The 13,809-nt window shown below is 69.3% G+C and carries 13 protein-coding genes, 1 tRNA gene and 1 riboswitch; of the genes, 9 read left to right on the top strand and 5 right to left on the bottom strand.

Features of this window, described 5'->3' with window-relative positions; genetic code table 11:
* Positions 1 to 9 precede the first annotated feature (9 nt).
* From ACF3M1_RS12970 to ACF3M1_RS12950, 5 genes are all read left to right on the top strand, one after another.
* Positions 10 to 1,851 (top strand): autotransporter domain-containing protein, encoded by a 1,842-nt coding sequence (locus ACF3M1_RS12970; RefSeq protein ID WP_394001276.1) that lies wholly within the window; start codon positions 10 to 12, stop codon positions 1,849 to 1,851.
* A gap of 75 nt (positions 1,852 to 1,926) precedes the next feature.
* A tRNA-Gly gene (locus tag ACF3M1_RS12965) sits at positions 1,927 to 2,000 on the top strand.
* Between the two features lie 86 nt (positions 2,001 to 2,086).
* Complete coding sequence (rimK, locus tag ACF3M1_RS12960; protein ID WP_394001274.1) at positions 2,087 to 3,010, top strand: 30S ribosomal protein S6--L-glutamate ligase; 924 nt, start codon at positions 2,087 to 2,089, stop codon at positions 3,008 to 3,010.
* A gap of 265 nt (positions 3,011 to 3,275) precedes the next feature.
* The gene (locus ACF3M1_RS12955) at positions 3,276 to 3,959 is read left to right on the top strand and encodes a response regulator transcription factor (RefSeq protein WP_394001273.1); all 684 of its coding nucleotides are present in this window, start codon (positions 3,276 to 3,278) and stop codon (positions 3,957 to 3,959) included.
* Positions 3,946 to 5,286: a sensor histidine kinase gene (locus ACF3M1_RS12950; RefSeq protein WP_394001271.1), complete on the top strand. Its 1,341-nt coding sequence runs from the start codon at positions 3,946 to 3,948 to the stop codon at positions 5,284 to 5,286. The genes ACF3M1_RS12955 and ACF3M1_RS12950 overlap by 14 nt, the downstream gene beginning before the upstream one ends.
* A 283-nt stretch (positions 5,287 to 5,569) precedes the next feature.
* Here ACF3M1_RS12950 and ACF3M1_RS12945 read toward each other — a convergent pair whose 3' ends face one another.
* Both ACF3M1_RS12945 and metF read right to left on the bottom strand, forming a co-directional pair.
* The gene (locus ACF3M1_RS12945) at positions 5,570 to 6,145 is read right to left on the bottom strand and encodes a hypothetical protein (RefSeq protein WP_394001269.1); all 576 of its coding nucleotides are present in this window, start codon (positions 6,143 to 6,145) and stop codon (positions 5,570 to 5,572) included.
* 54 nt (positions 6,146 to 6,199) lie between these two features.
* On the bottom strand, positions 6,200 to 7,024 hold the full coding sequence (metF, locus tag ACF3M1_RS12940; protein WP_394001267.1) for a methylenetetrahydrofolate reductase [NAD(P)H]: 825 nt from the start codon (positions 7,022 to 7,024) through the stop codon (positions 6,200 to 6,202).
* A gap of 270 nt (positions 7,025 to 7,294) precedes the next feature.
* Here metF and ACF3M1_RS12935 point away from each other — a divergent pair, with 270 nt between their 5' ends.
* Positions 7,295 to 8,380, top strand: coding sequence for a GGDEF domain-containing protein (locus tag ACF3M1_RS12935; RefSeq protein ID WP_394001265.1), 1,086 nt, complete (start codon positions 7,295 to 7,297; stop codon positions 8,378 to 8,380).
* Positions 8,381 to 8,419: 39 nt separating this feature from the next.
* Positions 8,420 to 8,977, top strand: coding sequence for a DUF3228 family protein (locus ACF3M1_RS12930; protein ID WP_394001263.1), 558 nt, complete (start codon positions 8,420 to 8,422; stop codon positions 8,975 to 8,977).
* Positions 8,978 to 9,091: 114 nt separating this feature from the next.
* Here ACF3M1_RS12930 and ACF3M1_RS12925 read toward each other — a convergent pair whose 3' ends face one another.
* Together ACF3M1_RS12925 and ACF3M1_RS12920 are read right to left on the bottom strand one after the other, a co-directional pair.
* Entirely contained in the window at positions 9,092 to 9,661 is a 570-nt protein-coding gene (locus ACF3M1_RS12925; protein WP_394001261.1) for a hypothetical protein, read from the bottom strand.
* Entirely contained in the window at positions 9,658 to 10,155 is a 498-nt protein-coding gene (locus tag ACF3M1_RS12920) for an RNA polymerase sigma factor (protein WP_394001259.1), read from the bottom strand. The genes ACF3M1_RS12925 and ACF3M1_RS12920 overlap by 4 nt, the downstream gene beginning before the upstream one ends.
* 142 nt (positions 10,156 to 10,297) lie before the next feature.
* Here ACF3M1_RS12920 and ACF3M1_RS12915 point away from each other — a divergent pair, with 142 nt between their 5' ends.
* Both ACF3M1_RS12915 and ACF3M1_RS12910 read left to right on the top strand, forming a co-directional pair.
* Positions 10,298 to 11,737 (top strand): amidohydrolase family protein, encoded by a 1,440-nt coding sequence (locus ACF3M1_RS12915; protein ID WP_394001257.1) that lies wholly within the window; start codon positions 10,298 to 10,300, stop codon positions 11,735 to 11,737.
* Entirely contained in the window at positions 11,734 to 11,991 is a 258-nt protein-coding gene (locus tag ACF3M1_RS12910) for a hypothetical protein (protein ID WP_394001255.1), read from the top strand. Before ACF3M1_RS12915 ends, ACF3M1_RS12910 begins: the two co-directional genes overlap by 4 nt.
* Before the next feature lie 64 nt (positions 11,992 to 12,055).
* Here the strand turns inward: ACF3M1_RS12910 and ahcY are convergent, their stop codons facing one another.
* The gene (ahcY, locus tag ACF3M1_RS12905) at positions 12,056 to 13,504 is read right to left on the bottom strand and encodes an adenosylhomocysteinase (protein ID WP_394001252.1); all 1,449 of its coding nucleotides are present in this window, start codon (positions 13,502 to 13,504) and stop codon (positions 12,056 to 12,058) included.
* Between the two features lie 36 nt (positions 13,505 to 13,540).
* A riboswitch (S-adenosyl-L-homocysteine riboswitch) is annotated at positions 13,541 to 13,642 on the bottom strand.
* Positions 13,643 to 13,809 lie beyond the last annotated feature (167 nt).

The raw sequence follows: 13,809 nt of genomic DNA, 5'->3' as shown, positions 1-13,809 counted from the left end.
GATCCGATCATGCCGTCCAGGCCCCTTCGTGCCGCCCTCGCCGTCGCACTCGCCACTGCAGCCGCCGCTCCCGCGCTCGCCGACGACAATTTCTCGCGCACCGTGTTCTTCGGTGACAGCCTGACCGATTCGGGCTATTTCCGTCCGCTTCTGGGTCAGCAGGGTGCGGTCATCGGCCGCTTCACCACCAATCCGGGCCTGGTCTGGTCCGAGCGCGTCGCCGACCGCTACGGCACCCGCGCCGATGCCAACGGCAACGGCCAGACCGGCGACAACTACGCCGCCGGTGGCGCCCGCGTCGGCGTCGATACCGTCGGCGGGCTGGGCCCGATTCCGTCGCTGGTCACCCAGGCCAACCGCTATCTCGCTGCGAACGGCGGGCGCGCGGATCCCAATGCGCTGTACACCGTCTGGGGCGGCGCCAACGATCTCTTCGCGGTGCAGGCGAACCCGGCCCAGGCCCAGCAGATCATCGGCTCGGCGGTGACCGCCCAGGTCGGCCTGGTCGGCGCGCTGCAGGGTGCCGGCGCGCGCTATGTGCTGGTGCCGTCGATTCCCGACATCGGCCTGACCCCGGGCTCGCGCGCGGGCGGGGCGGTGGGCATGGCCCAGGGCACGGCGCTCGCCAACACCTACAACACCGCGCTCTACGCCGGCCTGGCGAGCCAGAACCTGCGCGTGATTCCGGTCGATACGTTCCACTTCCTGCAGGAAGTGGTGGCCAATCCGTCGCTGTACGGCTTCGCCAACGTGACCTCGCCGGCCTGCCGCGTGCAGCCTGCGCCGGCGGGTGACTCCTCGCTGTTCTGCAATCCCAACTCGTTCGTGACGCCCTCAGCCGCCGATACCTATCTGTTCGCCGACGGCGTGCACCCGGCCAGCCGCGCGCACGAGATGATCGCCGACCTCGCGATCGCAATGATCGACGGCCCGCAGCAGATCGCGGTGCTGCCGCAGTCCGCCACGGTGACCGGCCGCGCCCGCGCCGACCGCATCAACAACCGCCTGAGCCTGGCGCCGGCACGCAGCGAGGGCCGCAGCTGGTGGGCCGACGTGCGCGCCGACATGCAGCGCTACGACAACGGCGACGCCTACGACGGCGTGGGCCCGGCGCTGACCGCGGGGCTCGACTGGACCTCGGGCGACATGACCTTCGGCGGCTTCGTCGGTTACGGCAAGCAGGGCAACGACTGGGGCCTGCGCCGCGGCAGCTGGGACCAGACCGAGGCGACGGTGGGCGGCTTCGCCGGTTGGCGTGCCGACAGCGGCGCCTGGGTCAACGCGCAGCTGAGCTACACCTGGCTCGATTTCGACACCGACCGCACCGTGCAGATCGGCCCGGTGACCCGCGTGCATTCCGGCCAGGCCGACGGCAGCAACGTCACCGCCGCGATCGGCGCAGGCTGGAACTTCGGCACCGGCGCGCTGCAGCACGGCCCGGTGCTGTCGCTGGTCGCGCAGCGCATCGAAGTCGACGGCTTCGCCGAAAGCGATCCGACGGTGTCGAGCTCGCTGGCCTATCCGTCGCAGGACATCGACTCGCTGATCGGCAGCGCCGGCTGGCAGTTCGCCTACGCCGTCAGCGACAGCTTCCGTCCGTACGCTCGCCTCACCATCGACCGCGAGTTCGAAGACGCGCCGACGGAAGCCTTCGCACAGTCGCAGTCGCTGCCGTCGACGCTGCCCTACGCCGTGCCGGCCCGCGGTTACGACACCAGCTACGCCACCGCCACGCTGGGCACGCAGACCACGCTGTTCGGCCTGGACGCCAACGTCGGCGCCAGCCTGACGGTCGGCCAGAAGGGCGGCAGCCACACGACCGCGTTCGCGACGATCGGCGCCGGTTTCTGACCGTCGCCGCGCCCGGTGACGCCGCCCCGGCGGCGTTGCCAAGGCGCGCGGGGCCGGCATAGACTGGCCGCCTGTGCGGGTGTAGTTCAATGGTAGAACTGCAGCTTCCCAAGCTGCTAGCGTGGGTTCGATTCCCATCACCCGCTCCACTGCGTCAAGTTCGAATTCGGGCGGCGACACCATCGCAAGAGGTGTCGCCGTTTTCGTTGGTGGTGCTGCCTGCCCTGGTGCGTCGATGAAGCTCGCGATCCTGTCCCGCAACACCAAGCTGTATTCCACCCGCCGGCTGGTCGAGGCGGGCCGCCAGCGTGGGCACACGGTGCGCGTGCTCGATCCGCTGCGCTGCTACATGCGGATCAGCAGCGACGGCTTCGCGATGCGCTACAAGGGCAAGCCGATCGAGGCCTACGACGCGGTGATTCCGCGCTTCGCCGCGACGGTCACCCGCTACGGCAACGCGGTACTGCACCAGTTCGAGCAGATGGGCAGTTACGCGCCCAACCCCTCGGCCGCGTTCGCCCGTGCCCGCGACAAGCTGCGCTGCCACCAGTTGCTGGCGGCCGAAGGCATCGGCCTGCCGGTCACCGTGTTCGGCGACAACCCCGACGACACCGACGATCTGCTGGCGATGCTCGGCCCGCCGCCGCACGTGATCAAGCTCAACGAGGGCATGCAGGGCGCGGGCGTGATGCTGACCGAGAAGCCGTCCGCGTCGCGCGGCGTCGTCGAGGCGCTGCGCGGCCTGTATGCGAACTTCCTGGTGCAGGAGTTCATCGCCGAAGCCCAGGGTGCGGATCTGCGCTGCTTCGTCGTCGGCGATCAGGTGATCGGCGCGATGCAGCGTCAGGCGCCGCCCGGCGATTTCCGCTCGAACCTGCACCGCGGCGGCGTTGCGCTGGCCGTCGACACCACGCCGGAAGAGCGCGCGGTGGCGGTGCGCGCGGCACAGGTGGTGGGCCTGGGCATCGCCGGCGTCGACCTGATCCGCTCCCAGCGCGGCCCCCTGGTGCTCGAGGTCAATGCCTCGCCGGGCTTGGAAGGGATCGAAGCGGCGACCGGCCTCGACATCGCCGGCGGCATCATCGAACACCTGGTCGCCCACGTCGCGCCCAGCGGAAAACCGCGTCGCCGGCGCGCCACTGCGTCGAACGGAAACTGAACGTTTTGTTTCCGAATTCCAACGCCTTGTCGCGTTAGCCTGCACATCCGGAATACGTACGCACTCTCTCCACCCCGGCTTCGGTCGGGGTCGCGGCGGATGACGGCAATCGGGGCAAACCTCCTTCGGCCCGGACGGACACGTCCGGGTCTTTTTGTATGCGCGGCCGCGACGCCGTTCATGAAAGGATGCGCCGCTGTACCATGTCGCGACGGCGTCAAACCGCCGCGGCGTGCATCCGAATCGACCAGAGACCCGACACCCCATGCACATCCTCGTCATCGAAGACAACCAGGACATCGCCGCCAATCTCGGGGATTACCTCGAAGACCGTGGCCACACCGTCGATTTCGCCGCCGACGGCGTCACCGGCCTGCATCTGGCCGTGGTCCACGATTTCGATGCCATCGTGCTCGATCTCAATCTCCCGGGCATGGACGGCCTGGAGGTCTGCCGCAAGCTGCGCAACGACGCGCGCAAGCAGACGCCGGTGCTGATGCTCACCGCGCGCGACAGCCTGGACAATAAGCTCGCCGGGTTCGATTCCGGTGCCGACGACTATCTGGTCAAGCCGTTCGCGCTGCAGGAGGTCGAAGTGCGGCTCAACGCACTGTCGCGCCGCGGCAAGGGCAACCACACCCGCGTGCTCGACGTCGGCGAGCTGGAGTACAACCTCGACACGCTGGAAGTGCGCCGTGGCGGCAAGCTGCTGCAGCTCAACCCGACCGCGCTGAAGATCCTGCAGTCGCTGATGGAGGCCTCGCCGGCCGTGGTCACGCGTCAGGAACTCGAGACCCGCGTCTGGGGCGAAGAGCTGCCGGATTCGGACTCGCTGCGCGTGCACATCCACGGCCTGCGTGCGGTGGTCGACAAGCCGTTCGATACGCCGTACATCCAGACCCGTCACGGCATCGGCTACCGCATCGCGGTTCCGGATGTCGCCACCTGACGTCGCGCCGGCGCGTCCGGCCCGGACGCGCGCACGGCGCTATCGCCGGCGGCTGCGCAGCCGCATCATCCTGTCGTTCCTGCTGCTCGGTCTCGGGCTCACGACGCTGTTCGCCTTCCTGACCCAGGAAGCGCGCGACCGCGTCGAGAACACGCTGGTCGAAGATCTGATGAACCGCAACATCGACGAGTACGCGCGGCGCTACTACGTCGATCCGCTGCGCAATCCCGCGGTGCCGCTGGAACAGATCCGCGCCCGCGTCGTGAAGCGTGACCGCTTCGAGGAACTGCGCCGCGATCAGCCCGACTGGTACGAGCTCGGCGACGGCATCCACAACCTCAGCGGCATCGACGAGGACGGCACGCCCTTCATGTACAAGCTCGCGGTGCGCAAGACGCCCGATGAGTGGTTCTTTCTCGCCTACGACATGAGCGAGACGATGCGCGGCGCGACCCAGTTCCAGCGGGCGATCTTCGGATCGGTCGTGCTGGTCTCGCTGTTGTCGCTGCTGATCGGCTGGTGGTCGGCGGCACGGGTGATGAGCCCGGTGTCGGCACTGGCCAACCGCTTGCGCAGTTCGGGTGATACCTCGACGCCCGAGGCCCTGGCGCCGCATTTCCCGGACGACGAGGTCGGCCAGCTGGCGAGTGCGCTCGACGATTACGCGTTCCGGCTGACCGAAGTGGTCCAGCGCGACCGCGAGTTCAACGCCGACGTCAGCCATGAGTTGCGCACGCCGCTGGCGGTGATCAAGGGCGCGGTCGAGCTGTTGCTGTCGCGGCCCGAGCTCGACGAGAAGACGCGCACGCGTCTGCTGCGCATCCAGCGTGCCGAGCAGCAGTGCACGGACCTGATCAGCGCACTGCTGTTGCTGTCGCGCAACGAACGCGGCCACGGCGCCACCGATGTCGGGCGGGTCGTCGAGCAGTTGTTCGATGCCCACCGCCCGCAGCTCGTCGGCAAACCGCTGGTATTGCGCCTGGAGGGTGACGGGCCGTTGATCGTCGATGCCCCGGAATCCGCGGTCACGGTGGCGCTGGGCAATCTCGTCGGCAATGCGATCAAGTACACCCAGGCCGGCGACGTGGTCGTGCGCCTGGGCGACCGCCTGGTCGAAGTGGCCGACAGCGGCCCGGGGCTCAGCGCCGAAGACGCCGCGCGCCTGTTCGAGCGCGGTTATCGCGGCACCCACGCCGAGCATTCGCAGGGCGGCGGCATCGGCCTGTCGATCGTGCGCCGGCTCTGCGCGCTGTACGGCTGGCAGGTGCGTGTGGTGCCGGGCGCGGTGCGGGGCGTCGTCGCGACGCTGTCGTTCCGGCCGGACTGATCCGGGTACCCGGGGTCCGCCGGGCGATGCGGCGTGGTGATGTCTGACTGCCCGCGCAGAGTAAGAACCGGCATTGCGGATCATCGGACGTGATGCGATGACCGCGCGTCACAGCGCGACGCAACGAGCGCTTGACCTTGCCGCGATGAGGCCTGCGTCGAATATCCGGTGGCGAACCGCCCAGTCGATGCAGGCGCCGTGCCTGAGCCCAATCGCTGCGGACGTGCAGGCGCGCGTGCTCGTGCCCTCGTGGATCGTCCGGGTGTCGCTGCCGCGCCGCGCCTCAGAGGCTCACCCACCAGCACCCCAGGTGCCGGTGCAGCGAGAAAACCGTCTGCCGCGTTCCGCTGCCGCCGGGGCCGGCCTGGTCGACACGCAGCGAAGTCGGCGGGCGCTCGGGCGCCGCGGTCGGAATGTCACGCGCGCTGACCCAGCCCGAGAACGGCGTGGTCGACGCGACGACCGGCTGCGCGGGACGTTGCGCGGTGATGTCGAGCAGCGGCTGCTGGGTGATCGCATCGAGGCGGTCCAGCACCTGGTAGCCGCTGCTCTGGCTCATGCCGCGCCAGTGATAGAGCGTGACCAGACGGTTGGTGTCGCCACTGTGGATGGCGTGGCTCATCTCCTGGATCAGGCCGCGGAGCTGGCGCTGGCAGCCGCCGCGGTAGGCGGGCGCCTGCCCGCGCGGGCGCTCGGCCAGCGAGTTGGATGCGCCGACCGCGCTGCAGGCGCGATCGGTGTAGACGGTGCCGCCGTCGGGGCCGACACAGCGGCGCACCTGCGCATGCCCGGGCGCCGGCGATGCCAGCGCGCCGGCGATCAACACCGGGAGCAGGACGCAGGGCGAAAGGCGCGACATGGCGGCAGCCTAGCCGGTGGCGCCGATGCGGACCAGCCGGCGCCGCAGACGCGTTCAGGCCAGCCGGGCGAGGACCGTCTGCGTGGGCCGGGCGAGATTCAGCGTGTAGAAGTGCAGCGCCGGCGCGCCGCCCGCGATCAGGCGCTCGCAGAGGCCGGCGACGATGTCGGCGCCCAGTTCGCGCACCGCGTCCGCGTCGTCACCGTGCGCCGCCATCTGCCGCTGCATCCAGCGCGGGATCTCCGCGCCGCAGGCCTCGGAGAACCGGCGCAGCTGGCCGAAGTTCGCGATCGGCATGATCCCGGGCACGATCGGCACCTCGACGCCGGCCCGCCGGGCGTTGTCGACGAAATGGAAATACGCGTCGGCGTTGTAGAAGTACTGGGTGATCGCGGCGTCCGCGCCGGCATCGACCTTGGCCTTGAAGTGGCGCATGTCGGCGTGGGCATCGTCGGCCTGCGGATGGACTTCGGGATAGCAGCCGACCTCGACGTGGAATGCGTCGCCGAATTCCGCGCGGATGAAGGCCACGAGGTCGGACGCGTAACGCAGGTCGCCGGGACGGCCCATGCCCGAGGGCAGGTCGCCCCGCAGGGCGACGATCCGCTCGCAGCCAATGCCCCGGTAGAGCGCGAGCAGCGCGCGGATCTCCTCACGGCTGCCGCCGACACACGACAGATGCGGGGCGGACGAGAACCCGTGGTGCTGCGTCAGGTGGCGCACGGTGTCCGGCGTTTGGCTGAGCGTCGAGCCGCCTGCACCGAAGGTGCACGAGACGTATTCGGGGCCATGCGCGGCGAGTTTCTTCGCCGAGCGGTCGAGCTGGGCACGCTGGTCGTCGGTCTTGGGCGGGTAGAACTCGAAGCTGATCGGGATCATCGCGGGAGACGGCAGCGGGTGATCCGAAAGTCTATCGCTTTATCGCGATGGATTCATTGTCTTCGCCCGACGCCGATATGCGGCGGGTCGGCTCTGCGTCTGGCGCGTCGGCGGTCGGGGGCACACGCTCGCTGGCGATTGCTACGCGTGCCCTGCGTTTCGGATCGCCGAACGCCGGAGGAGGTCCACGTGCACGCGCGGTCTGTTTTCCCGTCACGCGCTTCGCCGTACGCTGGGTCCATGCCGAGTCCGCATCCGTCCGACCGCCCGTTGCAGCGAGCCCACAATCTGCTTCGGCAGGAAGTCGTCGAAACCCGGCAACGCGCCCGTCTCGGAGGCTGGTTCTACGGCGTCGCAGCGGCTCTCGCGTTCGGCGTCACCGGCTTCGGGCCGGGTGACCGGCTCGCGGCGCTGCTCGTGATCGGCGGCCTGCTGCTGCTGGCAGTCGTGCGGGTGCTGATTCCGCTGCCCGCCGAGCCCGACGCGGTGCAGGCGCGACGCTATCTGCGCCGGGTGTGGGCGGTGATCCTCGCGACGACCCTGGTGTGGGGTGGCTTCAGTGCCTGGAGCCAGGCCGCGCTGCCGGCGCCCGCCCCATTGATCACGCTGCTGTTCTCCGGCGCGTTCGGCATGGCCCTCGCGCATACGCTGTGCATGCGGCGGCTGCCGTCGGCGCTGGCCATCCTGCTGGTCATGGCGCCCACGCTGGTCGTGCTGGCGCGTGAGGTCGCGTTCGGGGTCGGCGCCATGTGGGTGGTCTACATGGTCTACATGCTGCTCGTCATGACCCGCAGCCACCGCGAGTACCACGCGCGCCTGGAACTCGAGGAAGACCTGCGCCACCAGCGCGATCTGTTCGAGAGCCGGAGCCGGATCGACGGCCTGACCGCGCTGCCCAACCGGCGTGAATTCTCCGAGGCGCTGGAACAGGCCGTGGCGACCGCCCGCGGTGGTGCGCTGTCGCTGCTGATCCTGGACATCGACCACTTCAAACGCATCAACGACAGCTTCGGCCATCTGGCGGGCGATGCCTGTCTGATCCAATTCGCCCAGCGCCTGCGCGACGCATTCGACGGGCCGGGCGAGCTGTGCGCACGGCTGGGCGGCGAGGAGTTCGGCGTGCTGCTGCCCATCGATCCGAAGACCGCCCACGCACGTGCCGAGCACTTCCGCCAGGCCCTCGCCGACGGCCCGCTCGCATTCGACGGCGTCCGCGACACGGTCACGGCGAGCATCGGCTGCAGTGGCTACGATGCGCGGCGCCACGACGACGCGGGCGCACTCTACCGCGCCGCGGATGCCGCGCTGTATCGCGCGAAGGTCGGTGGACGCAACCGCACCGAGCACGCAGAGTGAGCGCCGCCGTCTTCCTGTTCCTTCCGAGCCCCTGATCCGATGTCGATCGTTCTCACCCCATTCGCGCGTGCCCGTCTGTTTCCCCGCGGCGGGCGCGGCAACGCCGTCCAGGACTGCACGCCGCAGCAGTTCGAGCAGCACCTCAACGACGTGTCGCCCGAACACGTGCTCGACGGCTACGCACCGTTCTGCACGCTGCACGTGCACCGCAACTGGACCTCGACGCGCTGCCTGACGGTGCCCATCACCGACGACAACCGGCACCGGCTGCGCTCGGCCTACGAGGCGCGCTCGCGCGAAGAGCTCGCGGTGCTGGTGCGCTGGTTCGAGGGCGTCGAGGTGCCAATCGCGCGCTATCTCATTCCGATCCTCTACAGCCGCGAGCAGCTGGCGAAGGAGGGCGCGCCGATCGAGGCCGACTGGGGCGTCGTCGGGTGTCTCTACACCATGGCGCCGGAGGAGATTCCGATGGCGCCGATCACGATGCTGCGCAATGCGCTCGGCGTGGACGAAGGCGGGTCGGGCGTCCCGATCGACCGCGAGGCCTACCGGCGCAGCGTCGAGTTCTGGGACGCGAACGCGAACTGGCGGCCCTGACGCGCAACGGCGTGCGCGTCGGCGATCTCGGTGCGCAACGCCGAGCGCACCGCCGGCGTGCCGGGACTCGTGCGAGACGCTGATGGGCGGCCGGGCCGGAACGATGGGGCAAGCTCAGCGGGGGCCCGCGAGACGACGCATCCCGCGGTACTCGGCGCGATAGCGCCGGCACCGCGTGTACGAAATGCCGTAGGTGAGCACGGCGCAGGCGCCGGCGTAGATCAGCAGGTCGCCGGCAGCCGACTGCCAGGCCACTGCGTCCATCACGGTCGTGACGGCCATCGCCGCCAGGGCGTAGACGAGCAGCACGACGGCGGTGACACGCGCGATGCGCAGTTCACGCAGGCCGGCGCGCAGCTGCGACAGGCGCACCTGCGCATAGGTCGCGACATCGAGCGTCGCGGCATCTCCACGCGCCTGCGGCGCGCGCAACAGCAGCCACCACGCTGCCGGCATATAGACCGCGAAGAACGGCATGACCAGCCAGTACGCCGGCGTGACGGCGGCGCCGGCCAGCGGCCGGAGCAACATCACGACCGCGCCGAGCGTGAGTGCGATCTCGAGCGATCGCCGCAGCCGCAGCCGCAGCCGATGGCGGCGCACGCGCTGGATCAACGCCGCGCTGTCCGTCGACGGCCGCGCCGCCTGCCAGGCATTTCGGAGCAGATCATCGAAGTCGTTCACGGCGTGGTCTCCTCACGGGCTTGCAGGGTTTTGAGCTGGTGGCGGGCGCGGTGCAGACGCACGCCGACGTTCTCGATCGAGATGCCGAGAAGCTCGGCGATCTCGCTGTAGTCGAAGCCTTCGAGTTGCAGCATCAGCGGCTGGCGCAGCGTCAGCGGCAGCGTCGCCAGCGCTTCGAACAACCACTCGCTGCGTGCGCGGTCGGCATCGGCGACCGTCGTCGGATCGGCCGTGTCGTGCCCGTCGAGATCCAGCGGAACGGGGTGGGGCGTGCGAATGGCGGAGCGCACGTGGCTCGCGCCCAGGTTGTGTGCGACGCGCAGCGCGAACGGCAGCAAGCGGTCGTGCGTGCGCAGCGTCGGCAGCGCCTGCCAGACCGCCAGCAGCACGTCCTGCATCAGCTCGTCGCGCAGCGCGGGGTTGAGTTCATAGCCGCACACCGCGCGCCAGAGTTGCGGGTGGAGGGCCTGGACCTGGGACCACGAAGGGGGCATGGCATCGAACAAATCGAGTGGTGTCCAGGGAGCAGTCGTCGCGGGGCGGGGAATTCTTACATCGCCATCGCGATGAAGCGGCGGCGTAAGAAATGCGCGGCCGCCGTCGACTGTTCCGGGTACACCCACCCTGGAGTCGCCGATGCATCCTCTCATTCCGTGGTCCGTCGCAGGCCTGCTGACCTGCCTTCCTCCGGTGTCCGCGCAGGCCGCGCCCAAGGCGCTGGCGCTCGATGGCGTGCGCATCGTCGATGTCGACGACGGCCGCAGCGGCACCCCGCGCTGCGTCCGCATCGAAGACGGTCGGATCGCCGGCATCACACGCCCCGGCAGCCGCGCCTGCCGACGCGATGCCGAGGTCGTGACGCTGACGGATCGATACCTGATGCCCGGCCTGATCGACATGCATGCGCACCTGTCGCTGGGCCCGTTGGACGTGCGGCGGGACGGCGATGCGATCGTCATGGAGGCGCTGCCCGACGATGCCATCGCCGAGCACAACGCGACGCGCCTCGTCGGCTTCGGCGTGACCACGATCCGCAACCCGGCCGGTGATCTCGCCGCCGCAGCGCGCTACGAAGCGCGGCGTGCCGACGGCACACTGACCGGTCCCGAGAGTTTCGATGCCGGCCCGGTGCTCAACGATGCCGGGGTGTCCGGGCTCGCGACGGCCGTGTCCACCACCGACGACGTGCGCCGCGTCGTCGCCGAGCAGGTCGACGCCGGCGCCGACTGGATCAAGCTCTACACCGGACTGTCGCCCACGCTGTTGCAGGCCGGCATCGAGGCCGCGCATGCGCACGGCCGTCCGGCGGTCGGGCATCTGGAGGACGTCGCCTGGACCGATGCCCTGTCGATGGGGCTGGATGGACTCGTGCACCTGATGCCGGTCAGCCCGGATCTGCTGGCGCCCGCCGACGCCGAGGCCTATCGCGCGTCCCGGCGTCCGGGGGCGTTCGCGTTCTTCGAGTGGTGGGAGCACTTCGATCCCGACGGTCCGCAGGCCGATCGCCTCGTCGCCGCGTTCGATCGGCATCGCCCGGTGTTCGACGCGACGCTCGTCGCCTTCCAAGCCGCATTCGTCCAGGACCGGGACGACAGTCCGTACCGGCGCGATGCCGGGCGCTACGCGCATCCGCGGCTGCTGGCGAACTGGACCGACGTCTTCACCTTCGCCATCGGCTGGGAACCCGCGGATTTCGAACGCGCCCGCGCGGTGTGGCCCAAGGTGCAGCGCATGGCCGCGCGCCTGTACGCCGGCGATGCGCGGATGACGCTGGGCACCGACATGAGCAATCCCTGGATCGCGCCGGGCATCAGCCTGCATCGCGAGATGGCGCTGCTCGCCGAGGCCGGTGTGCCGAACGCACGCATCCTGCGCGCGGGCACGGCGAACGCGGCCGATGCCCTCGGTGCGGGCCAGCGGCTCGGCCGCGTCGCGGTCGGTTACGAGGCCGACCTGCTGCTGCTCGATGGGGATCCGCTCGTCGATCTGGCGCACGCACGCGATGCCCATGCGGTGGTGCTCGATGGCCGCTATCTCGATCGCGCTGCGCTGGCCGCGCTGCGGGGTGACGAATGAGCGCGCGTCGCGGCGGCGTGCGGCGCCCCTGGCGCTGGATCGCACTCGGTGGCGTGGTCTGCCTGCTGGCGTGGATCGCGCTCGCTGCGGGGCTGATGCTCGGCGTCGACCGGACGACGCGGCTCGTGCTGGTCACCGTGGCCGCGGTCGCGACCGAAGGGCTGGTGTGGTTGAGTGCGTTCCTGCTGGGGCTGCGCGTGTTCGAGGCACGGCAGCGCTTGTGGCAGGCGCTGCGGTCGCGTTTCGTCCGCTAGCGCACACAAAAAAACGGGCGCCTTTCGGCGCCCGTTTCCTGTTCCGCGGTGACCGGTGAGCCGATCAGTAGCGGTAGTGGTCCGGCTTGAACGGGCCTTCGACCGCGACGCCGAGATAGTCGGCCTGGTCCTTGGTGAGCGTGGTCAGCTTCACGCCGATCTTCTCGAGGTGCAGACGGGCCACTTCCTCGTCGAGATGCTTGGGCAGGATGTAGACCTTCTTCTCGTACGTGTCCTTCTTCTCCCACAGATCGATCTGCGCGAGGGTCTGGTTGGCGAACGAGTTCGACATCACGAAGCTCGGGTGGCCGGTGGCGCAGCCCAGGTTCACCAGGCGGCCGTCGGCCAGCAGGAAGATCGCATTGCCGTTGCCGAAGACGTACTTGTCGACCTGCGGCTTGATGTTGATCTTCTCCACGCCCTTCAGCGCGTTCAGCGCATCGACCTGGATCTCGTTGTCGAAGTGGCCGATGTTGCAGACGATGGCCTGGTCCTTCATCGCCTGCATGTGCGCGACGGTGATGATGTCCTTGTTGCCGGTCGTGGTGACGTAGATGTCGCCGCGGCCGAGCGTCTCTTCGATCGTGGTGACCTCGAAGCCTTCCATCGCCGCCTGCAGCGCGCAGATCGGATCGATCTCGGTGACCACGACGCGGGCGCCGTAGGCGCGCAGCGACGCCGCCGAGCCCTTGCCCACGTCGCCGTAACCACAGACCACGGCGACCTTGCCGGCCAGCATCACGTCCATCGCGCGCTTCAGGCCGTCGGCCAGCGACTCGCGGCAGCCGTAGAGGTTGTCGAACTTCGACTTGGTGACCGAGTCGTTGACGTTGATCGCCGGCACCAGCAGCTTGCCGGCCTCGGCGATCTGGTACAGGCGGTGCACGCCGGTGGTGGTCTCTTCCGACACGCCCTTCCACTCGGCGACGGTGCGGGTCCAGAAGTCCGGACGCTCGCCGCGCACGCGCTTGAGCAGCGCCTTGATCACCTGCTCCTCGTGGCTGCCGCCGGTGCTGTTGACCCAGCTCTCGTCACCCTTCTCGAGTTCATAGCCCTTGTGGATCAGCAGGGTCACGTCGCCACCATCGTCGACGACGAGTTCGGGGCCGATCAGGCCGCCCTTGCCGTCGGGGAAGCTCAGCGCTTCCAGCGTGCAGTCCCAGTACTCTTCCAGCGTCTCGCCCTTCCAGGCGAACACCGGCGTACCGCTTGCTGCGATCGCGGCGGCGGCGTGGTCCTGGGTCGAGAAGATGTTGCAGGACGCCCAGCGCACGTCGGCGCCGATGTCCTTCAGCGTCTCGATCAGCACCGCGGTCTGGATGGTCATGTGCAGCGAGCCGGTCACGCGCACGCCCTTGAGCGGCAGGGTGGCGGCGTGCTTCTTGCGGATCGACATCAGGCCCGGCATCTCGTGCTCGGCGATGTCGATTTCCTTGCGGCCCCAGTCGGCGAGGCCGATGTCGGCGATCTTGTAGTCGCCTTCGGTGGAGAAGGTCTTCAGTTGTGCGTTCATGCTGTGCTCCGTAGTGGAATGCCGGATCGGGCATTCGCGTTACGGGCGCCGTTGTCGCAGGAACACCACGCCGAGCCTGGCCGTCCTGTCCGCAGAATGGAACACGCGGGCGAACCGGTCGCAGCGCCCCTCGGCGGGGCAGGCGGCCATTCTATCGCAGCCTGTTGCCGGACGAAGACGGTCGTCGCCACGCTGGAGGCCGGAGCGGGCGCCGTTCTGAATCGGGATTCAGATTCCACGGCCGGCCTCGGGTTTTCCCCAGGTGGATCGGCTGTGGCGCTGTCCGACCATGTGCGTCTGCCGCC

The sequence above is a fragment of the Luteimonas sp. WGS1318 genome (genome assembly GCF_043187535.1).
Lineage (GTDB): Bacteria > Pseudomonadota > Gammaproteobacteria > Xanthomonadales > Xanthomonadaceae > Luteimonas.
This window is presented reverse-complemented; position numbering and strand designations above follow the sequence as displayed.

Excerpts from the sequence above, each read along its gene's own strand:
- ACF3M1_RS12970 (WP_394001276.1), top strand. The coding sequence starts at position 10 with ATGCCGTCCAGGCCCCTTCGTGCCGCCCTCGCCGTCGCACTCGCCACT.
- rimK (WP_394001274.1), top strand. The coding sequence starts at position 2,087 with ATGAAGCTCGCGATCCTGTCCCGCAACACCAAGCTGTATTCCACCCGC.
- ACF3M1_RS12955 (WP_394001273.1), top strand. The coding sequence starts at position 3,276 with ATGCACATCCTCGTCATCGAAGACAACCAGGACATCGCCGCCAATCTC.
- ACF3M1_RS12950 (WP_394001271.1), top strand. The coding sequence starts at position 3,946 with ATGTCGCCACCTGACGTCGCGCCGGCGCGTCCGGCCCGGACGCGCGCA.
- ACF3M1_RS12945 (WP_394001269.1), bottom strand. The coding sequence starts at position 6,145 with ATGTCGCGCCTTTCGCCCTGCGTCCTGCTCCCGGTGTTGATCGCCGGC.
- metF (WP_394001267.1), bottom strand. The coding sequence starts at position 7,024 with ATGATCCCGATCAGCTTCGAGTTCTACCCGCCCAAGACCGACGACCAG.
- ACF3M1_RS12930 (WP_394001263.1), top strand. The coding sequence starts at position 8,420 with ATGTCGATCGTTCTCACCCCATTCGCGCGTGCCCGTCTGTTTCCCCGC.
- ACF3M1_RS12920 (WP_394001259.1), bottom strand. The coding sequence starts at position 10,155 with ATGCCCCCTTCGTGGTCCCAGGTCCAGGCCCTCCACCCGCAACTCTGG.
- ACF3M1_RS12915 (WP_394001257.1), top strand. The coding sequence starts at position 10,298 with ATGCATCCTCTCATTCCGTGGTCCGTCGCAGGCCTGCTGACCTGCCTT.
- ACF3M1_RS12910 (WP_394001255.1), top strand. The coding sequence starts at position 11,734 with ATGAGCGCGCGTCGCGGCGGCGTGCGGCGCCCCTGGCGCTGGATCGCA.
- ahcY (WP_394001252.1), bottom strand. The coding sequence starts at position 13,504 with ATGAACGCACAACTGAAGACCTTCTCCACCGAAGGCGACTACAAGATC.